General features: G+C 64.7%; 25 protein-coding genes. 14 read left to right on the forward strand and 11 right to left on the reverse strand.

What is annotated here, in order from left to right; genetic code table 11:
• Nucleotides 1–5: 5 nt before the first annotated feature.
• The 8 genes from SB764_RS24680 to SB764_RS24715 all read left to right on the forward strand — a co-directional run bounded on the left by SB764_RS24680 (nucleotide 6) and on the right by SB764_RS24715 (nucleotide 3420).
• On the forward strand, nucleotides 6–404 hold the full coding sequence (locus SB764_RS24680) for a Lar family restriction alleviation protein (RefSeq protein ID WP_410865290.1): 399 nt from the start codon (nucleotides 6–8) through the stop codon (nucleotides 402–404).
• Nucleotides 397–906 carry an SAM-dependent methyltransferase gene (locus SB764_RS24685; RefSeq protein WP_410865292.1) on the forward strand — a complete coding sequence of 170 codons (510 nt, stop codon included), beginning with the start codon at nucleotides 397–399 and terminating at the stop codon, nucleotides 904–906. The genes SB764_RS24680 and SB764_RS24685 overlap by 8 nt, the downstream gene beginning before the upstream one ends.
• Nucleotides 907–921: 15 nt before the next feature.
• Nucleotides 922–1689 carry a hypothetical protein gene (locus SB764_RS24690; RefSeq protein WP_410865294.1) on the forward strand — a complete coding sequence of 256 codons (768 nt, stop codon included), beginning with the start codon at nucleotides 922–924 and terminating at the stop codon, nucleotides 1687–1689.
• Nucleotides 1686–2033, forward strand: coding sequence for a hypothetical protein (locus SB764_RS24695; protein ID WP_410865296.1), 348 nt, complete (start codon nucleotides 1686–1688; stop codon nucleotides 2031–2033). The genes SB764_RS24690 and SB764_RS24695 overlap by 4 nt, the downstream gene beginning before the upstream one ends.
• A complete protein-coding gene (locus SB764_RS24700) occupies nucleotides 2023–2199 on the forward strand; it encodes a hypothetical protein (RefSeq protein WP_410865298.1) in 177 nt (58 codons plus the stop codon). The genes SB764_RS24695 and SB764_RS24700 overlap by 11 nt, the downstream gene beginning before the upstream one ends.
• Complete coding sequence (locus SB764_RS24705) at nucleotides 2196–2396, forward strand: hypothetical protein (RefSeq protein ID WP_410865300.1); 201 nt, start codon at nucleotides 2196–2198, stop codon at nucleotides 2394–2396. The genes SB764_RS24700 and SB764_RS24705 overlap by 4 nt, the downstream gene beginning before the upstream one ends.
• Before the next feature lie 69 nt (nucleotides 2397–2465).
• Nucleotides 2466–2720 carry a helix-turn-helix transcriptional regulator gene (locus SB764_RS24710; protein WP_410865302.1) on the forward strand — a complete coding sequence of 85 codons (255 nt, stop codon included), beginning with the start codon at nucleotides 2466–2468 and terminating at the stop codon, nucleotides 2718–2720.
• A gap of 319 nt (nucleotides 2721–3039) precedes the next feature.
• Entirely contained in the window at nucleotides 3040–3420 is a 381-nt protein-coding gene (locus tag SB764_RS24715) for a hypothetical protein (RefSeq protein ID WP_410865304.1), read from the forward strand.
• A gap of 113 nt (nucleotides 3421–3533) precedes the next feature.
• On the opposite strand, the gene SB764_RS24720 is transcribed toward SB764_RS24715, so the two are convergent.
• Entirely contained in the window at nucleotides 3534–4055 is a 522-nt protein-coding gene (locus SB764_RS24720) for a hypothetical protein (protein ID WP_065065975.1), read from the reverse strand.
• 716 nt (nucleotides 4056–4771) lie between these two features.
• On the opposite strand from SB764_RS24720, the gene SB764_RS24725 reads away from it, so the two are divergent.
• From SB764_RS24725 to SB764_RS24735, 3 genes are all read left to right on the forward strand, one after another.
• A complete protein-coding gene (locus tag SB764_RS24725; RefSeq protein ID WP_074985915.1) occupies nucleotides 4772–5938 on the forward strand; it encodes a porin in 1167 nt (388 codons plus the stop codon).
• 293 nt (nucleotides 5939–6231) lie between these two features.
• Nucleotides 6232–6585, forward strand: coding sequence for a sugar ABC transporter ATPase (locus tag SB764_RS24730; protein WP_065065941.1), 354 nt, complete (start codon nucleotides 6232–6234; stop codon nucleotides 6583–6585).
• A gap of 112 nt (nucleotides 6586–6697) precedes the next feature.
• On the forward strand, nucleotides 6698–7204 hold the full coding sequence (locus tag SB764_RS24735) for a metal-dependent hydrolase (protein ID WP_074985913.1): 507 nt from the start codon (nucleotides 6698–6700) through the stop codon (nucleotides 7202–7204).
• Nucleotides 7205–7294: 90 nt separating this feature from the next.
• Here the strand turns inward: SB764_RS24735 and SB764_RS24740 are convergent, their stop codons facing one another.
• The 4 genes from SB764_RS24740 to SB764_RS24755 all read right to left on the reverse strand — a co-directional run bounded on the left by SB764_RS24740 (nucleotide 7295) and on the right by SB764_RS24755 (nucleotide 10259).
• Nucleotides 7295–8794 carry an aldehyde dehydrogenase family protein gene (locus SB764_RS24740; RefSeq protein WP_410865306.1) on the reverse strand — a complete coding sequence of 500 codons (1500 nt, stop codon included), beginning with the start codon at nucleotides 8792–8794 and terminating at the stop codon, nucleotides 7295–7297.
• A gap of 290 nt (nucleotides 8795–9084) precedes the next feature.
• Nucleotides 9085–9597, reverse strand: a complete 513-nt coding sequence (locus SB764_RS24745) for a hypothetical protein (RefSeq protein ID WP_146230051.1) — start codon at nucleotides 9595–9597, stop codon at nucleotides 9085–9087.
• Between the two features lie 88 nt (nucleotides 9598–9685).
• On the reverse strand, nucleotides 9686–9817 hold the full coding sequence (locus SB764_RS24750; protein ID WP_258365530.1) for a hypothetical protein: 132 nt from the start codon (nucleotides 9815–9817) through the stop codon (nucleotides 9686–9688).
• A gap of 238 nt (nucleotides 9818–10055) precedes the next feature.
• Nucleotides 10056–10259 (reverse strand): DUF6900 domain-containing protein, encoded by a 204-nt coding sequence (locus tag SB764_RS24755; RefSeq protein WP_065065945.1) that lies wholly within the window; start codon nucleotides 10257–10259, stop codon nucleotides 10056–10058.
• A gap of 328 nt (nucleotides 10260–10587) precedes the next feature.
• On the opposite strand from SB764_RS24755, the gene SB764_RS24760 reads away from it, so the two are divergent.
• On the forward strand, nucleotides 10588–11262 hold the full coding sequence (locus SB764_RS24760) for a helix-turn-helix domain-containing protein (RefSeq protein WP_110328594.1): 675 nt from the start codon (nucleotides 10588–10590) through the stop codon (nucleotides 11260–11262).
• 16 nt (nucleotides 11263–11278) lie between these two features.
• Here SB764_RS24760 and pcaQ read toward each other — a convergent pair whose 3' ends face one another.
• Entirely contained in the window at nucleotides 11279–12367 is a 1089-nt protein-coding gene (gene pcaQ / locus SB764_RS24765; RefSeq protein WP_321869635.1) for a pca operon transcription factor PcaQ, read from the reverse strand.
• A gap of 141 nt (nucleotides 12368–12508) precedes the next feature.
• Here pcaQ and pcaH point away from each other — a divergent pair, with 141 nt between their 5' ends.
• Together pcaH and pcaG are read left to right on the forward strand one after the other, a co-directional pair.
• Nucleotides 12509–13213 carry a protocatechuate 3,4-dioxygenase subunit beta gene (pcaH, locus tag SB764_RS24770; RefSeq protein ID WP_065065947.1) on the forward strand — a complete coding sequence of 235 codons (705 nt, stop codon included), beginning with the start codon at nucleotides 12509–12511 and terminating at the stop codon, nucleotides 13211–13213.
• Complete coding sequence (gene pcaG, locus SB764_RS24775) at nucleotides 13213–13803, forward strand: protocatechuate 3,4-dioxygenase subunit alpha (protein WP_110328628.1); 591 nt, start codon at nucleotides 13213–13215, stop codon at nucleotides 13801–13803. Before pcaH ends, pcaG begins: the two co-directional genes overlap by 1 nt.
• A 210-nt stretch (nucleotides 13804–14013) precedes the next feature.
• On the opposite strand, the gene SB764_RS24780 is transcribed toward pcaG, so the two are convergent.
• The 5 genes from SB764_RS24780 to SB764_RS24800 all read right to left on the reverse strand — a co-directional run bounded on the left by SB764_RS24780 (nucleotide 14014) and on the right by SB764_RS24800 (nucleotide 24078).
• Nucleotides 14014–14592: an NnrU family protein gene (locus SB764_RS24780; protein ID WP_110328592.1), complete on the reverse strand. Its 579-nt coding sequence runs from the start codon at nucleotides 14590–14592 to the stop codon at nucleotides 14014–14016.
• Between the two features lie 42 nt (nucleotides 14593–14634).
• Nucleotides 14635–14877 (reverse strand): hypothetical protein, encoded by a 243-nt coding sequence (locus SB764_RS24785; protein WP_410865309.1) that lies wholly within the window; start codon nucleotides 14875–14877, stop codon nucleotides 14635–14637.
• A gap of 51 nt (nucleotides 14878–14928) precedes the next feature.
• Nucleotides 14929–15159: an H-NS histone family protein gene (locus tag SB764_RS24790; protein WP_065065950.1), complete on the reverse strand. Its 231-nt coding sequence runs from the start codon at nucleotides 15157–15159 to the stop codon at nucleotides 14929–14931.
• Nucleotides 15160–15459: 300 nt separating this feature from the next.
• On the reverse strand, nucleotides 15460–21459 hold the full coding sequence (uvrA, locus tag SB764_RS24795; RefSeq protein ID WP_410865311.1) for an excinuclease ABC subunit UvrA: 6000 nt from the start codon (nucleotides 21457–21459) through the stop codon (nucleotides 15460–15462).
• Nucleotides 21460–21690: 231 nt separating this feature from the next.
• Nucleotides 21691–24078, reverse strand: coding sequence for a tetratricopeptide repeat protein (locus SB764_RS24800; RefSeq protein ID WP_410865313.1), 2388 nt, complete (start codon nucleotides 24076–24078; stop codon nucleotides 21691–21693).
• Nucleotides 24079–24156: the final 78 nt, after the last annotated feature.

Raw genomic sequence — 24156 nt, forward strand, 5'->3', positions numbered from 1 at the left:
TAACGATGGACAACCAACTGAAGCCGTGCCCGTTCTGCGGGAGCGATGACACCTACACCGACTCCGCGCTCGGCAAGCAGCAAGTGCTCTGCAACGGCTGCGAAGCCGCTGGACCGACCGAGGAAACTGACGACGAAGCAATCGCGTCGTGGAACCGTCTCGCCGCTCTCCCTTCCGATGCGCCAGGCGTGCCTAACGTCGAGCCGACGCCGCTGGATGACGAGACGGTGGCCGTCATTCGCTCGTTTGTCGACCGCCCCGGCGAGACGTATCGCGGCGTCATCACGCGTCGCCTCGGCATCGGCTTCGGCCGCGCGCTGCGCCGCGCAATCGAAGAAAGCCGCGCCGCTTCCGTCGCCCCTGCTGCGGTAGCGCCGACCACGCGCGAGGTGTCGGATGAGTGACACGAAGGCGATCCTCGACCCGTGCTGCGGCACTCGCATGTTCTGGTTCGATCCGCAAAACCCGGCCGTGCTGTTCGGCGACGTGCGTGACGAGACGGTTTCCGTCACTGACCGATCACACGGCAGGGCGGACGGCGAGCGCGTGCTCAGCGTGTCACCTGACCTGACGATGGATTTTCGCGCGATGGACTTCGCCGATGGCGCGTTCAAGCTCGTCGTGTTCGATCCGCCGCACCTCGTGCGCGCAGGCCCGCGAAGCTGGCTCGCCGCCAAATACGGGAAGCTGTCGAGCGACTGGCGCGACGATCTGCGCCGGGGCTTCGCCGAGTGCTTCCGCGTGCTCGCCGACGAGGGCGTGCTGATCTTCAAATGGAACGAAACGCAGATCAAGGTCGCGGAAATACTCGCGCTCACCGACCAGAAGCCGCTGTTCGGTCACAAATCGGGCAAGCGCGCCGACACGCACTGGATCTGCTTCATGAAACGCGCGGCCACCGCCTAACACGAGGTCATCGAAATGAACAAAGAACCTAACGCCGCCCCTACGCCTACCGTCGCCGCAGATGCGGCAGCGCCGAGCGAGGAAACGCACTCGGAATTTCTGGCTCGGAAGTATCGAGAGTCGCAGCCCGACGAGCGCGCGGCGTTCGAGGCGTGGTGGATGAGCGATGTACCTGAAGAACATCACGATTTCGCCAAGAAACTGCTTGATGGATACGGCCAAGACTATGCCGCCGCACAGGGCGTCGCCGATGCGTGGAACGCTTGGAAAGCAGGCCGCGCGGCAGCACCGCAAGCAGCGCTGACCCTCGAAAAAGCTCGCGAGATAGCGGCGTGCTGCTGGTGCCAGCCTGAGACTTCCGGAATCGAGATGGACACGCGTTTGGCCGAAGCATTTGCTCGCGCCCTTCTCGCCACCGCTCCCACCGAGCGCATGAGCGACGCAGCGCGCGATGTGCTCGCCGAGCGCGCGCGCCAGGTGAGCGAGGAAGGATTCACGCCGACGCGTGATGACAGCTACGCGGACGGCCAGCTTGCGCAAGCTGGGGCTGCATATGCCATCGCAGTTGCCGACCACACGAACCACATTATCAACAGTGGCGCGGCTTTCTATACGCGTTCGCCCGACATTTGGCCGTGGTCCGAGAAGTGGTGGAAGCCAACTAATCCGCGACGCGCACTCGTGAAGGCAGCAGCCCTGATCCTCGCCGAGATCGAGCGCATCGACCGCGCCGCCCGCAAAGCCGAGATCGAGCGCAGCGGGAGCGCGGGAGGTGAAGCGTGAGCGATCTCGGGAATGACGTTATCAGCGCGTGTGCGCGCGAGGCAGACGATGCAGGACGCGAGGGCTCGGAGAAGTGGTGCCAGACATTTGCGAACGCCATCGAGCGAGAACTCCGAAAGAAATGGTTCAAGTGCGCGCTGGCCTATGTGCACCTCACGTTCGCGGAGGACGGTGCGGTATCGGAGGAAATATGCAATCACGCTCCGCCAAACGCGCACCCGGGCATCAGCCATTGGGAGATGTTCGAAGCGGGCGTCGTAAAGGAAATCTGGCTAGGCCTGTATCTCCCTCCGCGCGCCCATTACATCTATGGCCATGCGGAGGGCAACGCAAATGGCAATTAGGGTCAAGATTTCTGGCGGATTCACAGTCAACGGCAAAAGCCTCGACGAGCCTTGTCCAAAATGCGGCTACAAAATCCTGCCGCGCGAAATGTACAGCGTGCCAGGCATGACGCCAGACGAAATAAAACGCTGCTTCAACTGCGGTTATGTGGAGCGCGCCGAATGAGCCAGCCCGATCTCATGCGACAGGAATTCAACGCACAGCGAACGCGCGGCGTCAACGTGGACTGGTTCACGTGGCAGATCGCCTGGAACGCCGCCGTTTTCACCACGGTCTCGATCGATCACGAGAGCCCCGCTCAGATTGTGATTCGCGCGAGCGACAGCCGGACCGCCAGCGCGCCAGCGACCGACGACGGATAGCCGCGCCACACCAGACCGCCAGCGACCGCACCACGACCGATTTGACCGTACCCCATAGGAGTCGAGCCCATGCTCCCCAAACTGCACCGCATCAACGCCGCCGCCGCCGCCCTCGGCGTCTCGCGCGCCACCATCTACCGTTTCGTGAACCAGGGCAAACTGACTCTGGTCCAGCTCGGGGCGAATTCCTCGGCAATCACCGAGGACAGCCTGCGCGCCATGGTGGCGGGTGGAACGGTAGCTACGCTGGTAGCTAGCGACGATCAGCCCACCAAGATAGCTACGCAAGACGTTGATTTAAAAGGGAAACGAGTGAGGTTCTGATATAACCGGGAAATATATACGGCTTCCAGAAAACTTGCAGGTTTTCCGACAGTCGAAGGGCGCGGGAAGCGCGCCCGCAAGCTGGCTGAATGCGCCCGCTTGAGGCGCCTTTAGCGGCACATCGCACACAGCCCGGGCGACCTCGCGAGCAAAATTAAACGATCCCGCGTAGAGTTCAGACCTCGCACCGGCCCGGTACCGGATATCGGGTGGCGCCTGCCCGCGCAGGCGCAGCTTAATTGCCAGAATTCCAATGAAACGTCTGACTTTTGCGGCCTCCGCTGCCGCCTTTCTCGTTAGTGCGCTTGCTTTCGCACCCATGGCGGCCCGCGCCGCGGCCCTCGACGACGCGCTCACCTGCCAGGAATCCGCGCACGATTTCGTCTCGGGCCTGATCGACCAGAAACTGATCGATGCAAAGCCGATGCGCGTGGAAAGCAACTCGATCAACGCGTTCTGGCCCGCTCACGGCCAGCACCTGACCGCCTATGGCTTCAGCGTGTTCGCAATCGTGGGCTTCCAGCAGGACGACCCGCTGTTCAAGACCGGCGACGGCAAGCCCATCGGCCGTTCGGCCTATGGCGCGGTCGTGGTCGCCACGCAGGCCAAGGTGCAGGCAGCGCTCGACGCGGCCGACAATCACGCGATCGTCCATCATGCCGGCCCGCTCCTGACGGCGATTTTCTGCCAGCAGGATTAAGCGGCCGCACCTCCCGACTCTTGAATGCGGCAGGCGCGGGGTTTTGGCTGTTAGTTGCGAACGAGGGGGAAAGCGGCGGCAAATGACCGCCCCCGCCTCTGACACGCCGCGCCTTACTCGATACGGCCGAATCCGCCCTCGGCCCACGACTCGGCGCGCGCCTTGGTGAGCTTGAAGTTCGGCGCGACGCGCACCTGCGCGATCTGCTCGCCGAACGCATCGAAGGCCGTGAGCGTCGCATAGGGCTCGTACTCGTCCGGCACGATGTCGAGCGTGACGTCGACATCGCCATCGTCGGTGCGTATGCCGATGCGCTTGTGCATCTGCGCGCGCAGCTGCTGCTCGTGGCGCCGGAGCACCTCCGAGGCCGTCTTTACGAGCGTATTGAATGCCGAGGTGTCGAGCGGCTTCGGATTCTTCTTGTCGCGCCCCATCGTCCACGGGCCGACCAGCGCGGGCTCCGGCTCGCCGTCCTTGATCATCTCGACGGCCCAGCCGTCGTCGTCCTCGTTCTTGATGACGCGCGCCATCCAGCCGTCCTTGTGCCACAGGCGCGCTTCCTTGATCTCGTCAACCGCGTCGGCGGTCGTGTCGTCAAAGGCGTCGTCGGGGAGTTCGGTTGATGCGTCGGTCATGGCGGGTTCCATCGGTTCTGCGGGCGGCCCGTTTTATCGGGCTGGGGGCAGGATTTTACCCGCAAGTGCCAATGCGGCCGCGAAGCGCCGAATCCAGCCGACGCATTTCGTGAAGGGGACACAATAAAATCGACGCGCGAAACAGACTCGATTAATGACTCGCGACAAAATCAAATCATTAATAACCGGGAAAGTTCCCGTTTTCTATTTCTGCAACAGACTCTTCCAGAATTTAGAAGAAAGTAAAATGCCCCGAAAGCGGGCAAAAAAAACGCGGCCCGAGGGCCGCGTAAAACAGATGAAAAAAGACCACCCTTGGTCAAGGGGCAAATGAATTGTACCGCCGCACAGTGGCTCCGTGGATCACATAATCTGGAACAATACCTTCCACAAAGCGGCAGAATACGACAGCAAATATTTCGTCATCTTCTGTAACGCCCGCCGGACGGACATTGCCGACCCGTCGCCATAATGCAACAGATTTTAATGTCGTCACATTTTGTCGCATCTATTTCCGGATTGAAAAAATGCTTATAACCCAGTGACTTACGTGAATTAGTGCGAATTCTACAATTTTCAGAATGAATTATTGCCTCGAACGATAAGAATGTTCTGATTTACGAGAATACACTGGGCCTCGAATCGTCAGACCACGAAGGCCAGCGCAGCAACGCGGTATTCGTGAGATTCCCAAGTACTGTCCGGAGTTAAAAAGCATGAAAAAAACCCTCATCCTCGCTGGCGTTCTCGGTGCCTTTGCCATGAGCGCGCATGCGCAAAGCAGCGTCACGCTTTACGGTTCTCTCGATGCCGGCATCGTCTACGCGAACAACGCCGGCGGCCACAGCCTGTGGGCCCAGGGCAGCGGCGCGCTGTCCCACAACTACTTCGGCCTGAAGGGCTCTGAAGACCTCGGCGGCGGTCTGAAGGCCATCTTCACGTTGGAGAGCGGCTTCAACATCGGCAACGGCTCGTTCAGCGAATCGAATACGATCTTCAACCGTCAGGCCTATGTCGGTCTGCAGAGCGACCAGTACGGCGCCCTGACGCTCGGCCGCCAGTACGACTCGATGAACCAGTACCTCGCACCGCTCTCCGAAGCGGGCGCGGGCTTCGGCAACAACCTCGCGGGCCACCCGTTCGACAACGACAACTTCGCCCAGACGTTCTCGATCAAGAACGCGGTCAAGTACTCGAGCGCGAACTACGCGGGCTTCCAGTTCGGCGGCATGTACGGCTTCTCGAATGAAGCCGACGGCTTCGCGAACAGCCGCGCATGGAGCGCGGGCGCGTCGTACAGCAACGGTCCGCTGAACGTCGCGGCCGGTTATCTGCAACTGAACAACTCCGGAACGGTGGGCGGCAACACGAGCGGCGCCGCCTCGGCCGACACGAACATCTCGGCCCGCCAGCAACGCAGCTTCGGCGTCGGCGCGAACTACACCTACGGTCCGGCGCAAGTCGGCTTCGTGTGGTCGCACTCGCAGATCGACGGTCTGCAAAGCCTCGGCAGCGGCGGCACGACGCTCGCCGGCCTGAGCGGCCTGAACCTGCACATGGACAACTACGAACTCAACGGCGCGTATCACCTCACGCCGGCGCTCGCGCTCGTCGGTTCGTACACGTTCACCGACGGCACCGTCACGGGCACCGGCGGCGGCGACCAGAGTCCGAAGTGGCACACCGTCATGGTCGGCACCGACTACTCGCTCAGCAAGCGCACCGACGTCTACCTCGCGGGCGTGTACCAGCACGCTTCGGGTTCGCTCGGCGTGAACGGTTCGGGCCAGGCTCTGCAGAACGTGGCGGCGATCAATACGCTGTCGCCGTCGTCGACGAACAACCAGATCGCCGCGACGATCGGCCTGCGTCACCGCTTCTAGGCACGTCGGCTCGCGCGCCTGCGCGAACCCGCGGACGACCGGCGCAATCCGCCCGTCACCCGTCGCCCGCCTCTCTCCCAACGCACAAACGGCACAACCGTTTGTGCGTTTTTTATTCGGCGACGGATTCGCGAGCGCGGCGCTGTGACATCTCGCTGTTGCATCTTTTTACGATATGCGGACCTGCGCCGCATCCCGCGTGCGTATACTCTTGTGCAGCTTCCGCAGTCTCGCACTGCGCTTCTCTGTACTCCGCTCCGATCTGCACCCCGACCTGCATTCGTACCGCCGCCATGAATACGCTCACGCAACGCCTCGCCGCCGTCCTGCCTTTCGCCCTGCTCGCAGCCTGCGGCTCGTCGCCTTCGAGCACCGCCTCCAACGGCGAAACGATGATCTACGCTTCGTCGGCGCGCTCGCCGTCATCGATCGCCAACTGTCTCGAAGACCGTCTCTCGGACGTGCACGAATCGCGCTCGGGCAACATCACCGAACTCGCGGTGGGCTCGCGCTCGAACGCCTCGTATTTCGTCACGCTCACGCCGAACAACTATGGCTCGGTGATTCGCGTCACGCACGGCGCCTCGACCTCCGACAATCCGCCTGAAGAAAAGCTGCGTTTCGACGTCGCGCGCTGCACGACCTGATGCGTCGAACGTCACGGTCGGCGCATGAATTATTTACTGCGCCAACCCCCTGTCACGAAGCGGTCACATCTGCGATGATGTGCGCCCTTTCGACTTTGCACGACACCGCTTCATGGCATCAGGGACCGCACATCACGCTACCGGATGGGCAGCCGGCGTCATCGCCGCCGCCCTCGTCACGCGCATGGGCGCCGACGGTCCCTGGCATCTCTTCGCCGCGCTCGCCTTCGTCGCGGGCGTCGCGGGCGGCACCGCGCCGGACTGGCTCGAAGTCGCGTGGTGGAGCCAAAAGCGCCGACTGTGGTGTACGCATCGCACGATCACGCATTGGGGCATTGGCTGGATCGTGCTGCTGGTGGGCTCGTATCGCGAACTGGGCCATCAGCTGTGGGCCGCGCCGGCCTTCGGCTTCGCGTGCGGCGGCCTGATTCATCTGCTCGCGGACTGGCCGAACCCGCTCGGCGTGCCCTGGATCATGCGCCGGCATTCGCTGAACTGGTGGCGCAGCGGCCATTGCGATCTGATCGTGGTCGCGGCGTCGTGGGTGGCCGCGTGGTTCTTCGCCGTGCATGGCGTGCCGCACGGCTGGTCGCTGGAACCGCTGCGCCGACTCGTCTGATTAATTCGCTTTATTCATCTGGATTCCGAAATAAATCAGTGATGCGATGCGCGCATAAAACGGGCGACCGTGGTCGCCCGTCTCCGTGCTTCAATCCAGCTTGAAGTCGATGCCCTGCGCCAGCGGCAGCGCCGACGAATAATTCACCGTGTTCGTCGCGCGCCGCATGTAGCCCTTCCAGGCATCCGAGCCCGATTCGCGGCCGCCGCCGGTTTCCTTTTCGCCGCCGAATGCGCCGCCAATCTCCGCGCCGCTCGGTCCGATGTTCACGTTCGCAATGCCGCAATCGCTGCCCGACGCCGACAGGAATCGCTCCGCCTCGCGCAGATCGGTCGTGAACACGCACGACGACAACCCATGCGCCGCCGCATTGTTCGCCGCAACGGCCTCGTCGAACTCGCGATACTTCACGACGTAGAGAATCGGCGCGAAGGTTTCTTTCAGCACGATCGCGCTTTGCGTCGGCATTTCCACCAGCGCGGGCCGCACGTAATAACCGTTCGGCAAGCCTTCGACATCGACCCGCTCGCCGCCCGTCACCTTGCCGCCTTCCGCACGCGCTTGCTGCAGCGCCGCCTGCATCTGCTCGAACGCACGCGCGTCGATCAGCGGTCCCATCAAGGTGCCCGCCGTAAGCGGATTGCCAATCGGCACCTTCGCATACAACTGCTTCAAACGTTCGACAGTGGCCTCGTAGACGCTCTCGTGCACGAACAGCCGGCGCAGCGTCGTGCAGCGCTGACCCGCCGTGCCGACCGCGGAAAACAGGATGCCGCGCAACACGAGTTCGCGGTCGGCGCTCGGCGTGACGATGCCCGCGTTATTGCCGCCCAGTTCGAGGATCGAGCGCCCGAAACGCTGCGCCACGGCCACGCCCACCGCGCGGCCCATTTCCGTGCTGCCGGTCGCGCTGACGATGGCCGCGCGCGGATCGGCGACGAGTTTCTCGCCCACCTCGCGTCCGCCGATGACCAGCGAGACGAGGCCTTCCGGTGCATCGCCGAACGCGTGCAGCGTGTCGTCCATGATCTTCTGCACGGCGAGCGCGGTGAGCGGCGTTTTCTCCGAAGGCTTCCAGATCACGGGATTGCCGCAGACGAGCGCGAGCGCCGCGTTCCAGGACCAGACCGCGACGGGAAAATTGAACGCGGAAATCACGGCGCAAACGCCCATCGGATGCCAGCTTTCCGCCATGCGATGACCGGGACGCTCGGAGGCGATGGTCAGACCATAAAGCTGACGCGAAAGACCGACCGCGAAATCGCAGATGTCGATCATCTCCTGCACTTCGCCGAGTCCCTCTTGCAGGATCTTGCCGGCCTCCAGCGAAACGAGACTGCCGAGCGCCTCCTTGCGGGCGCGCAGGCGCTCGCCCAGCAAGCGCACCAGTTCGCCGCGTCGCGGCGCGGGGACGTTGCGCCAGTGCAGAAACGCGGCCTGCGCGCGCGCAAGCGCGGCGTCCACGTCGGCGGGCGACTGGCTCGCCACCTGCCCGATGGTTTCGCCGGATATCGGCGATTTCACTACGATGTCACCCGACCTGGCTTCTTCTGAAATGCCGAGGTCGGCGAGAATGCGCGCTGCGTCCATGACCGATCCTTATATTTCCGATAAGAAACAAACTCTCGTGCGCCGACTATACACGGCGCCCGATAGCGCATCAAGACGGACAAAAACGGATGCAGCGGCACGGTCAGATGCCCGTGCGACAAGCGCTAACGGCAGCTTGCACGGGGTTCCGGCAGAAAAAACGGACGCTCAGCAGGAGTTTCCGATCAGAAACTTTTCGCCTCTACGACTGAGTTTCCTATCGGAAACCGAGAAAAATCGGGCGCGGCGCGTCGGCGCTGCCGACGCTGCGAAGCAATGGAAGCGCAACCTCAGCGCGCGTAACCGTTGCCGCCACCGGCCTGCGAGTCTTGCGCGCCGCGCCAGCGAGCAGAACTGCCCTGACCGCTCTGACCGCTCTGACCGCCCTGACCGCCCTGACGATCCTGTCCAGTGCCGTTTCCAAACGGTGCATGGCCGCTGCCGTCGCGACCAGCATGGCCGGAACTAGCGGCGGGCGCACCCGGACCGCGCTGACCGTAACCCGGCTGCGCCTGACCGGGCCCGCGTCCGCGATGCTCGTCGGGCGGCATCTGACCACGACGATAAACGCCGCCCCGGCGATCCCCGTCATCGCGACGACCGCCGACCGCGATATCAACGGTCCCCACCGCGCCATATGCCGGCGCATAACCATAGCCATATGCGGGCGCCGCCTGAACAACCTGACCGCCGCCCTGATCGTCATAACCGTAGGCCGTCCCATATCCCGGTCCGTAACCGGGACCGACCACACAGCCCGCCAACGCCGCAGCGGCTCCTGCCGCCAGCCACAGTTTCAACATCGCTGTTCCTCGAATCGCTATGCGAAAAATTCGCCATCAACAAAAAGCCCCGCAAACATCGCGGGGCTCGTCGGATCGCACGGACACCTTAGCGGCAGTGCTTTTCCCAGTGCTTATGCACGCGGACCTTGTGGCACTCGTGGTGCACGCCGGCCTGCGCCGACGAAACGCCAGCGGCGAGAATGCCCAGCGCGGCCAGTGCGAGGAGGATTGGCTTCATGGATTGCTCCGATCGGTTGAATGCGGGGCTCGAATCGTAGCAACGGGCTTTGCGCGGCGCGAGCAATGCAAAACGCGGCCTGACAATCGAAACGCCCATGGCATCGCCAATCGCCGAAGCAACGGAAAACGCGGAAAAAAGCGGCGGGAGGGAAACGATCAGGTGAAACGAAAAAGTGCGCTTTATCGGTTGTCAGCAGGAAGGCGGACGCGGCGAGGCGCGCGGCCGCGCTTCGTGCTCACGATTCTTGCGTGCATTCCGGGCGCCCCATGCGATGACCGATGATCAAACCGGCGTCGTAGGCGGTTTCGAGCGCGCGACCGACGTCTTCCGCGCTCACGAGGTGAAAGTCGGCGGTTTGCTTGCCGGTCAACTCGAAGCGCTCGATGCCGAGCGTTCTACGCGAGATGGCTAACAGTAATTCGAGGCGTTCGTCATGCATTATCTTTACTCCATTTGATCTTTCTCACCTGATCTAAATATAAGGTCGGTCATGGCGCACTTCACGTGGCGCCGCGCCGCATATCGAGGCTCTACTCAAAACCTTACTGTATTGAAAGACAACTCCTAACCGCATAAGATCCGCCGCGATCTTTAAGGATTGTCAATTCGAATCCCTAAGCAATTTCACGCGCCAAAAGCGACAGATCGCAGCAGCGGCCCCGCGCCCATCCGATCGACGACATTGGCCATCTGGCCGAGTTTCCTAAGCGCTACGCTTTGTTATTATCGGAAACGTGCCAGAACAGAATTCCTCTTTGCCTTCGCTTATGGACAACTCGCTCGCGCAACCGTCGAGTTCCTCGACCGCCGACCTCGGACGCCGCGTCCGCGCCGCGCGTCTCGCCCAGGATCTGACGATCGACTACGCCAGCCGCGTCTGCGGCGTGTCGCGCTCGACGCTCTCGAAGATCGAAAACGGTCTGATGTCGCCCACGTTCGACGTGCTGCAAAAAATCGTCGCGGGTTTGAATATCGACCTCGTCGATCTGTTCGGCTCGGCACCGAAGCTCGATTTCGGCGGCCGTCGCGCGCTCACGCGGCGCGGCGCCGGCAAGCCGCACGCGTATCGCGGCTACGAAATGGAACTGCTCGCCACCGAACTCGCGCACAAGGCCATGCTGCCCTTTCTCGTGCGCATCACCGCGCATTCGACCGAGGCCTTCGACGACTGGGGCCGCCACGAGGGCGAGGAATTCATCTACGTGATCAGCGGCAGCGTGTGCCTCTACACCGAGCTCTACACGCCCACGCAACTGGAAGCCGGCGACAGCCTCTATTTCGACAGCCGCACCGGGCATTACGCGGTGTCGACCAGCAAGGAGGACGCCATGGTGATCTGGATGTCCACCGGCGCCGCCGTGCCGGGCTCGCCCGAACCGGAGGCGCAAGCCGCGCCCGCCGCGAAGCCGACGCGTTCCAAAAGGAAACTTTCGTCGGCTTGAGGAAACGCCCGCCGTTTTAGCGGTTTGCGCGACCCGGGCGGCGCGCTCGAGTCGACCCGGCTGTCTGCTGATCCGCCGCCGGCCTTTCCACCGCCTGCTTGTCCGCCGCCGACGCTTCCGGCTGACGCTTGCGCGACCGGCGTCCCGGCGCGCTGGCGTGCGCCACCGCATCGCGTTCGCGCGCCGCGATCCGCACCGCATCGATCAACGCGCGCCCAGCCGGCGAGGGCTGCGTGTCGGTACGCTGGATCAGGCCGACGGGCTCCTCGCCGCCCGCCACCGGCAACGGCAGACGCACGAGCGACCCGTGCCGCAAGTCGTACTCGACCGCGCCCGACGGCACGAACCACACCGCGTCGTTTTCCAGCGCCATCGCGCGTCCGACCGAAACCGAGAGCAATTCGACCGATGACGTCAGCGGCGGCGCGCCCCACGCCGCCAGCAGGCTGTCCGCGGCCTGGCGGATCAGCGTGCCGAACGGCGGCAGCACGAGCGGAAACTGCGTGGGGAACTGCGCGAGCGGCCGCGCCGCGCCCGCGCCCTGCAACAGCGGATGCCCCGCGCGCACGACAACGGTCATCGGCTCGTTGTAGAGCTGCTCGAAGCTCAGGCCGACCATGCGCTCGGGATCGGCGAGACGGCCCACCGCGAAGCTGATCGCGCCCGCCTTGAGGCGTTCGAGCAGTTCCGTATTGGCCGCCGTCAGCAGCCGCACGCTCACGCGCGGCCACTCGCCGGCGAAGCGGCGCATCGCGTCAGGCAGCAAGGCCGTCGCCACCGTCGGCAACACGCCGATGTCGAGCGTCGCCGCCACCGCGCCCTCGTCGCGCGCGAGCAAGGCCACGCCCTGGCGCAGCGCGCTCACGCACGCGCTCGCATGCGGCATGAACAGCTGGCCCTCGCGCGTGGTCACTGCACCGTGGCGGCCGCGCTCGAACAGCTTCACGCCCAGCGCCGACTCCAGCTCGGCGATGGTCTTCGACACGGCAGGCTGCGTCACGGACAGACTTTCCGCCGCCTGCTGCACGCTGCCGAACTGCGCCACCGCCAGAAAACACTGCAAATGCCGGAATTTGACGCGCGAATCCGCAAGCCGGTTTTCCATAACGATCCGTTATACGAGATGCGATAAAACATCATTTTGCATAACTTTTCGCATTGGATAAAGTGGATGTCATCCGCGCAACGCGACCGTCCGCCGCGCGGCATAAATCCACTTCCCCAAAATCTGCCAGGAGACAACCCCATGGACGAGTCCATCCTGTCGCCGCGCGACTTCGACTCGCACCCGGCTTTCGTTTATCCGCCGTATCGCTCGTCGGTGAAACGCGGTCCCACGCTGCCCCTGATTCCGCTGAAGGAAAAACTGCGCAATCTGCACGCACCCGTCTACGGCGCGGAAGATCTCGGCGCGCTCGACAGCGACCTCACGCGCAACGCGGCACGCAATGGCGAACCGCTCGGCGAACGCATCATCGTCACGGGCCGCGTGCTCGACGACGGCGGCAAGCCCGTGCGCAACACGCTGGTCGAAATCTGGCAGGCGAACGCCGCCGGCCGCTACGTCCACAAGCAGGATCAGCACGATGCGCCGCTCGACCCGAACTTCCTCGGCGCGGGCCGCTGCGTGACCGACAACGAAGGCCGCTATCGCTTCCTGACGATCAAGCCGGGCGCGTATCCCTGGGGCAATCATCCGAACGCCTGGCGCCCGCAGCACATTCACTTCTCGCTGTTCGGCGACTACTTCGGCTCGCGCCTCGTGACGCAGATGTACTTCCCCGGCGACCCGCTGCTCGCGTTCGACCCGATCTATCAAGGCACGCCCGAGCAGGCGCGCGAGCGCATGATTTCGCGCTTCTCGCTCGACACCACCGAAGACAGCTACGCACTCGGCTACGAATTCGACATCGTGCTGCGCGGCCCCAACGAAACCCCGATGGAGCGTTGATCATGGCACTCAAGGAAACGCCCTCGCAGACCGTTGGCCCGTACTTCGCCTACGGCCTCTGCCCGCAGCAATACAACTTCGATTTCAAGAGCCTGTTCACCGCCGACATCGTCGGCACGCAGACGCCCGGCGAGCACATTTCGCTGATCGGCCGCGTGATCGACGGCGACGGCAAGCCGGTCTTCGACGCGATGCTGGAGTTCTCGCAAGTCGACGCCAGCGGCCGTTATCCGGCCTCGCGCGAGCAGATCGCCGAAACGGGTTTCCGCGGCTTCGCGCGCGTGGGCACCGGCACGGATCCGGAACAGCGCTTCATCGTGCGCACCGTGAAGCCGGGCGTCGAGAACGCCGGCGAGGCGCCGCATCTGAACGTGATCGTGATGATGCGCGGCATGCTCACGCATACCTTCACGCGCGTGTATTTCGACGACGAAACGGCGGCCAACGCGGCCGATCCGGTGCTGTCGTCGGTACCGGCGGCGCGTCGCGACACGCTGATCGCGCGACGCAGCGAACAGGCGGGCAAGATCGTCTATCACTTCGACATCGTCATGCAGGGCGAACGCGAAACCGTGTTCTTCGATCTCTGATCGCTGCATGCCACGCAGCCGGAGCGCGCCGCTCGGCATCAAAGACGCATGACTTTCACGCGCCTTTCATGAACGTACCCTAAGATCGCCCGCACTGCGATCTGATCGCGGAACTCCGAGCTGTACCTTGATGAAGCCTGCCACGAGGAGGCTTCTTTTTTTGCTTTCGCGCATTGTCGTCGACGTGAACGCGCACGCTCGAATTGCGAATCAGCCGAGCGGACGCACGCCGATCAGCACGCCATGCAGCCAGAACGCGAACACGGCCCACGCGACGAGACCGATCACGACGGCCAGCGCGTCGCCGCTTGCGCTGCCGGGCGGATAGACCACGCCGGCCTCGCGATCGCGACGGCGGCCGGCCCGCACTTCCACGAGCGCCCAGATGAAGAACACGCCGAACAGCACGATGGCATGCAGCGTGCCGTTGGCGAGCAGATGCGCGAACGCCCAGAGCGCCACGCCGCTGACGAAGGGCTGGCCGAGCACGCGTTTGATGTGATTGTTGGGCACGTAGGCCGCCACGATCATCACGAAGGCGATGGCGGTGAGCAGCGCGACGAGATGCGCCATGCCCGGCGGAGGCAACCAGACGGGGACGGGATAACGCCGCGCGAGCCCGTAGCCGGCGACGGTGAGCACGACGCCGAGTATCGACAGCAACGCGAACACGCCGCGCCATGCACGGATGCCGAAGCGTTCGATTTGCGCCGCGCGCCACGGCCCGGCCAGCACGCGGATCGAGTGCACGCCGATGAAGATCGCAAGACCCAACACCAGTAACGCCATTGCCGTCTCCTGTCTGCGCGTTCAAGCGCGCATTGCTGTTTATCACAAGACGGCGTGCAGTGTCGCGCAACCGATACGCCACGCCAATGCGAGAGATCGGCGCAGCGCATCCGCGTTAATCACGCGAACAGCGAACAGGAATACAGCGGGACGCGAACCGGCGAATCCACCATGCCCATTAAGCGGCCATAATGAACCGAATAGTATTATTAAAACATCGCTGAAAAATATACCGGAAATGGCCAATAAGCCGAATTGCCATCCGGCAAAATCGACAAAAAGCAATTACGAACGCCACCCCGGGCAAACGCCCGTGCGCCGTGCCGTACAGGCCAATCAGCAGCGGAAATGCTCGATATCCTGGCCTGCGTGCTTATAACGCAAAAGCCAGCTCGGCATTTCGCCTTCCCCGTTCCAGGTATTGCCAAAGGCATCCCGGTACTTCGGTTGCCGTTCGCTTTCGGCAATTGATGACTCAAGATCTTCGAGCGTAATGCCGTACTCTTCCATGCGGTGTTGAATCCACAGGATGAGCCGTTCGCGCGCCTCACCGTCGAGGTCGAACATCGGTTAATTCCTCTCGCATCGCCAAGGGCAAGGCGCCGATCGCTATCGAATCGTCTGCCCTGAAAAGACAAAGGCTTCGCTCGTACCGCGAAGCCTTGCTGCACTGATGAGGTGGCCTGGGCTGTGGAACCCGTGACCGGTTCGGAGGGGATTGCGGTCCGCTACTCCGCTCGCCAGAATCCGCCGCTATGGGTGCGCGGCTGTTTGCTGCAAGCGGAACTGATCATACCTTGCACGCGCCGCACTGATCAAGCGCTTTCCGGCCAGCGCGGCCCGTTGCGGGGCCGCGCTGGCCGTCCATCACGACGCCGATGCGCGACGCTTCCCCGCCCCTTTTCGGGCCCTGGCATCGCCCGCCGACTCGCTCACGCCATCGGCATCGGCGGCCGCCTCGGCAACGGGCGCCACCGCGCTTTCGTCCCCAACGCGCTCCGCGCTCGCCACGCGTGCGAGCACCGGTTTGAGCGCCGCGCCCGTGTGGCTCGCGGCCACCTTGACGAGCCCTTCCGGGTCCGCCGCGCCGACGATCGTGCCGCCGCCCACGCCGCCTTCCGGCCCGAGGTCGATGATCCAGTCGGCTTCCGCGATCACGTCGAGATCGTGCTCGATCACCACGACGCTATGGCCGCCGTCCGCGAGACGATGCAACACGCGAATCAGCCGCGCCACGTCCGCCATATGCAGGCCGACGGTCGGTTCGTCGAGCACGTAGAGCGTGTGCGGCGCCTTCTGTCCGCGACGCGTGATGTCGTCGCGCACCTTGGACAGCTCCGTCACCAGCTTGATGCGCTGCGCCTCGCCGCCCGACAATGTGGGCGACGGCTGACCGAGCGTGAGATAGCCGAGCCCGACGTCCTTCATCAGTTGCAGCGGATGGGAAATGCTCGTGATCGAGGCGAAAAATTCCACCGCCTCGTCGATCTCCATCGTCAGCACTTCGCCGATATTGCGGCCGCGCCACGTCACCGCGAGCGTTTCCGGATTGAAGCGCTGTCCGTGACAGACATCGCACGGCACCTTCACGTCCGGCAGGAAGCTCATGCCGATCGTGCGCACGCCCTGACCTTCGCAGGCCGGGCAACGTCCGTCGCCGGTATTGAACGAGAAACGCGAGGCGCTATAGCCGCGTGCGCGCGCTTCGAGCGTGTCGGCGAACAGGCGGCGAATCGCGTCCCATACGCCGATATAGGTCGCGGGACACGAACGCGGCGTCTTGCCGATCGGCGTCTGATCGACTTCGAGCACGCGGTCGATGCTTTCCCATCCGGTGATCGATTCGCAGCCTTGCCACGTATGCGCGACCTCAAGCTTCGGCTTCGCGCTCGTGCGCGCGAGCACGCTCGAACGGCGCTCCGCCGCGCTCGGCGCGGTGTCCTTCGCCGCCTTGCGCGCGCGCCGCACCGCCGGCGACGACAGCACCGAACGGCCCACCGCGTCGAGCAGATTCGACAGCAGCACGTCGCGCGCGAGCGTCGACTTGCCCGAGCCGCTAACGCCCGTGATCGCCACCAGACGACCGAGCGGAATATGCGCGGTCACGTTGCGCAGATTGTGCAGCTTGCCGCCATGCACCGTGAGCCATTGCTCGGGCACCGCCTCGCGGCCCGCACGCGCGGCCTTCACTTCGCGGCGCGGTTGCAGCGGATGCACGATCGGATGCGCGAGATAGCGGCCCGTGAGCGAGTCCGGCTGCGCGGCGAGATCGGCGACCTTGCCTTGCGCGACCACGCGCCCGCCGCGCTTGCCCGCGCTCGGCCCGATATCGATGATGTGATCGGCGCGGCGAATCGTGTCCTCGTCGTGCTCCACGACCACGAGCGTATTGCCCTTGTCGTTGAGACTGCGCAGCGCGTCGAGCAGGATCTGGTTGTCGCGCGGATGCAGGCCGATGGTCGGTTCGTCGAGCACGTAGCACACGCCTTGCAGATTGCTGCCGAGCTGCGCCGCGAGACGGATACGCTGCGCCTCGCCGCCCGACAGACTCGGCGCGGCGCGATCGAGACTCAAATAACCGAGCCCGACTTCTTCGAGGAATTGCAGACGGCTGCGAATTTCGCTGATCACGTCGCGCGCGATCTGCGCGTCGCGGCCGTTGAGTTCGAGCGATTCGATCCAGCGACGCGTTTCTCCCACCGTCCATTGCGCGACATCGACGATCGGCTGTTCATCGAACGTCACCGCGCGCGCGACCGGATTCAGGCGCGTGCCGTGGCAGTCCGGACACGGTTCGTCGACCATGCCGTCCGGCTCCTGCTCTTCCGACGGCAAGGTCTGTTCGCGGCCGCGATCGTCGGCGGACATCACCGTGTCGTCGTAGACAGCGCGCTGTTCGCGCGTGAGCGCGAGGCCCGTGCCCACGCAGGTCGTGCACCAGCCATGCTTGCTGTTGTACGAGAACATGCGCGGATCGAGTTCAGGATAACTGGTGCCGCAAACCGGACACGCGCGCCGCGTCGACAGCACCTTGACTTCGCCGATGCCGAGCGTCGAACCGCCGTTTTCGAGTGCGCCGTCGAGACCGTCGAGCGGCGCGAGCAGATGCACGACGCCCTTGCCCGCTTCGAGCGTCGCGTCGAGCAGCGTGCGCAATTGCGCCTCGTTTTCAGGCTCGATCAGGAGATCGCCGACCGGCAGTTCGATCGTGTGCTCGCGGAAACGGTCGAGCTTCGGCCACGGCGCGACCGGCACGAATTCGCCGTCCACGCGCAGATGCGTGTTGCCGCGCCCCTTCGCCCACTTCGCGAGATCCGTATAGACGCCCTTGCGATTCACGACGAGCGGCGCGAGCAGACCGACATGCTGGCCGCGATGCTCGCGCAGCAGTTGCGCGACGATGGCATCGACGCTCTGCGAGGTGACCGGCGTGCCGTCATGCACGCAATGCTGCACGCCGAGTTTCACATAGAGCAAACGCAGGAAGTGCCAGACTTCCGAGGTGGTCGCGACCGTACTCTTGCGGCCGCCGCGCGACAGACGCTGCTCGATCGCAACGGTCGGCGGAATGCCGTAGACCGCATCCACTTCGGGACGGCCCGCGGGCTGCACGATCGAACGCGCGTAGGCGTTCAGCGATTCGAGGTAACGGCGCTGACCTTCGTGGAAAAGAATGTCGAACGCGAGCGTGGACTTGCCCGAACCGGACACGCCGGTAATGACGTTGAAACGGCCGTGCGGAATATCGACGTCGAGCGCCTTGAGATTGTGCTCGCGCGCATTCACGATGCGCACCACGTCCTCGCCCTGAATCTCGCGGCGCGCCTGCGCGGCACGCAGGGCCGTCTGCAACGCGACGCCCTCTTCTTCGGCGACTAGCACACCGTTCGCGGCGCCGAGCGCGGCTTCGTAGCGTTCGAGCGCCGCACCCGTGTGCGAGCGCGGGCACGCGACCACCTCTTCGGGCGTGCCGACGCAAACGACTTCGCCGCCCGCATCGCCGCCTTCCGGACCGAGATCGATGAGCCAGTCGGCCGCGCGAATCACGTCGAGATTATGTTCGATCACGAGCAGCGAATGACCGCCCGCGAGCAGCTTGCCGAACGCGCGCATCAGCTTGGCGATGTCGTCGAAATGCAGACCCGTGGTCGGTTCGTCGAACATGAACAACCGGCCGCCCGCGGTCTTTTCCTTGCCGCGCGACTGCGCCGTTTCCGCGAGAAAGCCCGCGAGTTTCAGACGCTGCGCTTCGCCGCCCGAGAGCGTCGGCACGGGCTGGCCAAGCTTCACGTATTCGAGGCCCACGTCGACGATCGGCTGGATCACGCGCAATACTTCGGCATCCTGACTGAAACATTGCGCCGCTTCGCTGACGGTCAGGTCGAGCACGTCGGCCACCGACAACGCGCGGCCGCCGCGCTCGATCTTCACTTCGAGCACTTCGGGACGATAACGGCTGCCGTCGCAATCCGGGCAACGCAGATAGACGTCGCTCAGGAACTGCATTTCGATGTGCTCGAAACCCGAGCCGCCGCACGTCGGGCAACGGCCTTCGCCCGAGTTGAAGCTGAACATCCCCGCCGTATAGCCGCGCTGCTTCGCGAGCGGCGCCTTGGCGAACAGCTTGCGGATCTCGTCGAACGCGCCCACATAGCTGGCCGGATTCGAACGCGCGGTCTTGCCGATGGGCGACTGATCGACGAACACGGCGTCGCTGATCTGCTCGGCGCCGCTCAGGTTGCGGAACACGCCCGGCGATTCGGTGGCCTTGCCCAGATGCCGCGCGAGCGCCGGATACAGCACGTCCTGCACGAGCGTCGATTTGCCCGAACCCGACACGCCCGTCACGCAGACGAGACGTTGCAGCGGAAACGCCACCGTCACATCGCGCAAATTGTGTTCGCTCGCGCCTTCGAGCAGCAGCGTGGGCGTTTTGGCATCGACGGGACGGCGTTCCCAGTTCGACGCGTCCGCGACAGCGCGGTGGCCGCCCAGATATTCGCCCGTCAAGGTGCCGGACGAACGGATGTCGGCGGGCGTGCCGTCATAGACGATCGAGCCGCCGCGCTCGCCCGGGCCCGGCCCCATGTCGATCAGACGGTCGGCCGCCAGCATCACGGACGGATCGTGTTCGACGACCACGAGCGTGTTGCCCGCGTCGCGCAGCCGCTGCATCGCTTCGACGATACGGTTCAGGTCGCGCGGATGCAGGCCGATGCTCGGTTCGTCGAGCACGAACAGCGTCTTCGTGAGCGAGGTGCCGAGCGCCGTGGTCAGGTTGATACGCTGCACTTCGCCGCCCGAGAGCGTGCGGCTCTGGCGATCGAGCGTGAGGTAACCGAGGCCCACGTCGCACAGATACTTGAGGCGCGTGCGCACTTCGGCGAGCAGGAGCTTCAACGCATCGTCGAGCAATGCGGAGGACAGCGACAGATTGTCGAAGAAGCGGCGAATGCGCTCGATCGGCAGCAGCATGACGTCGTGCAGCGTCAGGCCCGGCAGCGCTTCGAGTTGCGCGCGCGACCAGTCCACGCCGTGCGGCATGAAACGCGCGGCGGGCGCGAGCACCTCGTCGGCGTTCTCCTGACTGCCCAGACGCCATTGCAGCGCTTCGGTCTTGAGGCGCGCGCCGCCGCAGGTTTCGCACGGCGTATAGCTGCGGTATTTCGACAGCAGCACGCGGATGTGCATTTTGTACGCCTTCGACTCCAGATACTGGAAGAAGCGTTTGACACCGTACCACTGCGTCTGCCAACTGCCCTTCCAGTCCGGCGCGCCGTCGATCACCCAGTCGCGTTGCGCCTGCGTCAGTTCCGACCACGCCGTGTCGCGCGGAATGCCGGCCTTCGCGGCGTAGCGCATCAGGTCGTCCTGGCACTCCTTCCACGCGGGCGTTTGCAGCGGTTTGATCGCGCCGCCGCGCAGGCTCTTGCGCGCGTCCGGAATCACGAGCCCCCAGTCGACGCCGATCACGCGGCCAAATCCACGGCACGCATCGCAGGCGCCGTAGGCGGAGTTGAACGAGAACAGCGCCGGTTGCGGATCGGCGTAGCGCAGATCGCTGTCCGGGCAATGCAGGCCGGTCGAGAAACGCCAGATCACCGGTTCGGGTTTCGCATCGGAAACCTCGGCTTGAGCGTCCGTTTCCGATACGACATAAATGTTCACGCGCCCCGCGCCGCGCCTGAGCGAGGCTTCGATGGCCTCGATCACGCGGCTCTTTTCGGCGTTCTGCAAACGGAAACGGTCGGCGACCACGTCGAGCACCTTGCGCGTGCCCTCGGCGGTTTTCACCTCGCGCTGCGCCTGCACGCGCGTATAGCCGCTCGCCGACAGCCACTGCGCGACTTCTTCCTCGCTAGTGGTGTCGGGCAGTTCGACGGGAAACGTCACGACGAGGCGCGGATCGCCCACCGCCGTGCGCGCGAGCAGTTCGGCGTAGATCGTTTCGGGCGTGTCGTGGCGCACCGGCTGCGCGGTCACGCAGTCGAACAGATTCGCGGCGCGCGCGTAGAGCAGCTTCAGATGGTCGTTCAGCTCGGTCATCGTGCCGACCGTCGAGCGCGAACTGCGCACCGGATTGGTCTGGTCGATGGCGATCGCGGGCGGCACGCCGTCCACGCGATCGACCTGCGGGCGGTCCATGCGGTCGAGGAACTGACGCGCGTAGGCGCTGAAGGTTTCGACGTAACGGCGCTGGCCTTCCGCGTAAAGGGTGTCGAACACGAGACTCGATTTACCCGAGCCGGACGGCCCGGTGACCACCGTCATTTCGCCGGTGTGCAGATCGAGATCGAGGTTCTTGAGATTGTGCTGGCGGGCACCGCGGATACGGATGGATCGGTTATCGCTCACTTGCGCTGGCATTCCGGCTGGATCACTCGCGGGAGCCGGGCGGCGACGCGGCCCGGCAGCTTGCAGCCCGACGGTGCGGACTGAGTGTTTAAGATTCTACTGTATATTTATACAGCACGCTGGGGGCGCGACTGGCCGCCGCCAAGCCCGGTTTGTGGCTCGTCAAGCCGGCCGAACGGCCTACGCCGTTTGCATCGGCGCGGGCCGGGACGGCTCAACGCGCCGCGCCGGACCGTAGCCAATTCAGCCGCGCGCTCGCGTCCATTCGCGCCACATCGTCTCGTAAGCAGACTCCATGCCGCGCGCAAATCGCGCGCCATCCATCAGCGGCGACGCCTCCATCCGCGCCCGCAAGCTCGCCCGCAGCGCGGCCAGACGCGGCAGATCGTTGACGAGCGCGGCCACGGTCTCCACGAACGCCTCGTCGGAAAAAGCGGCCAGCTCATCGAGACCCAGATTCGCCAGTTGCGACAGCCCCGCCCGTCCGGCGCAGGTCGTGCCAACGCGCGTGACCACCGGCACGCCCATCCACATCGCGTCGAGGCTCGTGGTGTGGCCGTTGTACGGCAGCGTATCGAGCGCCAGATCGATCTCGTGCCAGGTGCGCAAATAGGCGTCGCGCGGCTGGAACGGCACGAAACGCACGCGCGCGGCGTCGATGCCGTGACGCGCGAGACGCGTCAGCAGACGTTCGCGCGCCTCGCCCTGCGCGGCCATCAGCAGCAGACGCGCCTGCGGCAAGGCCGCGAACACGCCGGACCACAGCGCGAGCGTTGCCTCCGTGAGCTTGCACGGATTGTTCAGGCTGCCCAGCGTGACCTGCCCCGTTTGCGCGGCGGGCAGCGCGTTCACGGCGGGTTCTTGCGCAAGCGGGTCGTAGCACCAGAACGTGTCAGGCAGACGCAGCGTGCGTTCGGTGTAGTGGCAGTCGTGCATCGCAGGTTCAGCCTGCGGATCAAGATGGGGATCAAGATGCGGGTCACTGAGCCGATAACCGATCGCATCGAGCCCCGTGGTGCCGGGATACGCGAGCCACGCGACCTGCACCGGCGCCGGCTGGCGCGCGAACAGCAACGGACGGCCATCGGCCATATGCATCGCGAGATCGACGAGAATATCGATGCCGTCCGCCTGAATGCGCGCCGCGAGCGCGGCGTCGTCGAGCAGACGCACGTCGTGCCAGTGGTCCACGTGTGCCGCGAGTTGCGCCGTGGTGGCGTCCGGGCGCACGACGCTCGAATACGCGTGAATCTCGAAGCGGCTTCGATCGTGATGCGAAAGCAGCGGCGTCATGAACAATGCCTGGCAATGCTCACGAAAATCCGACGACACATACGCGATGCGCAGACGCCGCCCCTGCGCGCTGCGCGGCGCGTGCGCGATACGTTCGGCACGCAGCGGCGCTTCGTGTTGCGCGGCGAGGCGGCGCGCTTCGGCCGCGATCTCCTCGCCATCGAAGGACTGGAACGACAGCGCATAAAGCAGATTGCTGTGCGCGGTGAGATTGCGCGGATCGCTCGCCACGGCTTGCCGGAAGCAGGCCACGCCGTCGTCGAGTTCGCCGCAATCCTTGAACACGTTGCCGAGATTGTTGAGCGTCGGCGAATGGTGAGGCGCGAGCGCGAGCGCCTGGCTCAACAGCGCGCGCGCGGCGTCCTGGTGCCCGAGCGCGCGGTGCAGATTGGCCGCGTTGTTACAGGCATCGACGAAATCGGGCCGCGCCTTCAACGCCGTGTCGAATGCGTCCATCGCGGCCTTGTGCTCGCCGAGTTCGCGGCACACGTTGCCGAGATTGTTCGCGGCCTCCGCATGCGCGGGATCGATCGCCAACGCGCGCCGATACTGCGCCTGCGCCTCGCGCCGCTGCCCCAGCGCGTGCAGCGCGTTGCCGTAGTTGTAGGCCGCCGGCGCGAAATCCGGCGCGAGCGCCACCGCGCGGGCGAGCACGTCCGCGGCTTCCTGCGCGTGCGCGTCGTCCATCAGCAGCGCGCCGAGATTGACAAGCGCGGCCGCCGAATCGGGCGCGACCGCCACGGCCTCGCGCAGCAAGGGCAGCGCCTGCGCGTGCTGGCCTTGCGCTTGCAGCAAGGTGCCGAGATTGGTGAGCGCATCGGCATTGCCCGGCTGCGCCGCGAGCGCGCGCGCGTATGCGGCCTGCGCGAGCGCGGGTTCGCCGAGCAGACGGCGGCAGTTGCCGAGGTTATTCAGCGCGTCGGCGCGCTGCGGATCGCGCTGCGCGACGCCTTCCCAGGCGAGCGCCGCGTCGGACACTGCGCCCTGCGCCTGCAACGCGCTGGCGAGGCCGAACCAGTGATCGGCATCGGCGGCGTCTTCGTCGATCAGGCCGCGATAGATCGATGCAGCCTCGGCATGGCGCTGCGCGAACGCCAGCGCCTGCCCGAGCGCCTCGCGATACCGCCGGTTGCCCGGCTCGACTTCGAGCGCTTTCGTCAGCCGTTCGATAGCGTCCTGAAAGCGATTTTCCTGAATGCCGATGACCGCGAGCCGGAATTGCGCGGCGCCATGCGCCGGATCGAGCGCGACGATCTGCAGGTAGAGGTCCCGCGCCTGCGCGAGATGGCCCGCAATATGCTGTTCATGCGCGCGCTGAAAAAGTTCTTCGGTCTGCATCCGGGTAAGCCAGTCGAGGTGCGATCCCCCGATTGTAATCGGACGCCGAACCGGTTCCTGAATACGCCGGAATTCGCC

Origin of the sequence: Paraburkholderia sp. SIMBA_027 (genome assembly GCF_046535315.1) — a bacterium.
Taxonomy (GTDB): Bacteria; Pseudomonadota; Gammaproteobacteria; order Burkholderiales; family Burkholderiaceae; genus Paraburkholderia; species Paraburkholderia tropica.

Bases quoted from the DNA above. Each gene is read 5' to 3' on its own strand.
- SB764_RS24680 (WP_410865290.1), top strand. From the start codon at position 6: ATGGACAACCAACTGAAGCCGTGCCCGTTCTGCGGGAGCGATGACACC.
- SB764_RS24685 (WP_410865292.1), top strand. From the start codon at position 397: ATGAGTGACACGAAGGCGATCCTCGACCCGTGCTGCGGCACTCGCATG.
- SB764_RS24690 (WP_410865294.1), top strand. From the start codon at position 922: ATGAACAAAGAACCTAACGCCGCCCCTACGCCTACCGTCGCCGCAGAT.
- SB764_RS24700 (WP_410865298.1), top strand. From the start codon at position 2,023: ATGGCAATTAGGGTCAAGATTTCTGGCGGATTCACAGTCAACGGCAAA.
- SB764_RS24705 (WP_410865300.1), top strand. From the start codon at position 2,196: ATGAGCCAGCCCGATCTCATGCGACAGGAATTCAACGCACAGCGAACG.
- SB764_RS24710 (WP_410865302.1), top strand. From the start codon at position 2,466: ATGCTCCCCAAACTGCACCGCATCAACGCCGCCGCCGCCGCCCTCGGC.
- SB764_RS24715 (WP_410865304.1), top strand. From the start codon at position 3,040: ATGGCGGCCCGCGCCGCGGCCCTCGACGACGCGCTCACCTGCCAGGAA.
- SB764_RS24720 (WP_065065975.1), bottom strand. From the start codon at position 4,055: ATGACCGACGCATCAACCGAACTCCCCGACGACGCCTTTGACGACACG.
- SB764_RS24725 (WP_074985915.1), top strand. From the start codon at position 4,772: ATGAAAAAAACCCTCATCCTCGCTGGCGTTCTCGGTGCCTTTGCCATG.
- SB764_RS24730 (WP_065065941.1), top strand. From the start codon at position 6,232: ATGAATACGCTCACGCAACGCCTCGCCGCCGTCCTGCCTTTCGCCCTG.
- SB764_RS24735 (WP_074985913.1), top strand. From the start codon at position 6,698: ATGGCATCAGGGACCGCACATCACGCTACCGGATGGGCAGCCGGCGTC.
- SB764_RS24740 (WP_410865306.1), bottom strand. From the start codon at position 8,794: ATGGACGCAGCGCGCATTCTCGCCGACCTCGGCATTTCAGAAGAAGCC.
- SB764_RS24745 (WP_146230051.1), bottom strand. From the start codon at position 9,597: ATGTTGAAACTGTGGCTGGCGGCAGGAGCCGCTGCGGCGTTGGCGGGC.
- SB764_RS24750 (WP_258365530.1), bottom strand. From the start codon at position 9,817: ATGAAGCCAATCCTCCTCGCACTGGCCGCGCTGGGCATTCTCGCCGCT.
- SB764_RS24755 (WP_065065945.1), bottom strand. From the start codon at position 10,259: ATGCATGACGAACGCCTCGAATTACTGTTAGCCATCTCGCGTAGAACG.
- SB764_RS24760 (WP_110328594.1), top strand. From the start codon at position 10,588: ATGGACAACTCGCTCGCGCAACCGTCGAGTTCCTCGACCGCCGACCTC.
- pcaQ (WP_321869635.1), bottom strand. From the start codon at position 12,367: ATGGAAAACCGGCTTGCGGATTCGCGCGTCAAATTCCGGCATTTGCAG.
- pcaH (WP_065065947.1), top strand. From the start codon at position 12,509: ATGGACGAGTCCATCCTGTCGCCGCGCGACTTCGACTCGCACCCGGCT.
- SB764_RS24780 (WP_110328592.1), bottom strand. From the start codon at position 14,592: ATGGCGTTACTGGTGTTGGGTCTTGCGATCTTCATCGGCGTGCACTCG.
- SB764_RS24790 (WP_065065950.1), bottom strand. From the start codon at position 15,159: ATGTTCGACCTCGACGGTGAGGCGCGCGAACGGCTCATCCTGTGGATT.
- uvrA (WP_410865311.1), bottom strand. From the start codon at position 21,459: ATGCCAGCGCAAGTGAGCGATAACCGATCCATCCGTATCCGCGGTGCC.
- SB764_RS24800 (WP_410865313.1), bottom strand. From the start codon at position 24,078: ATGCAGACCGAAGAACTTTTTCAGCGCGCGCATGAACAGCATATTGCG.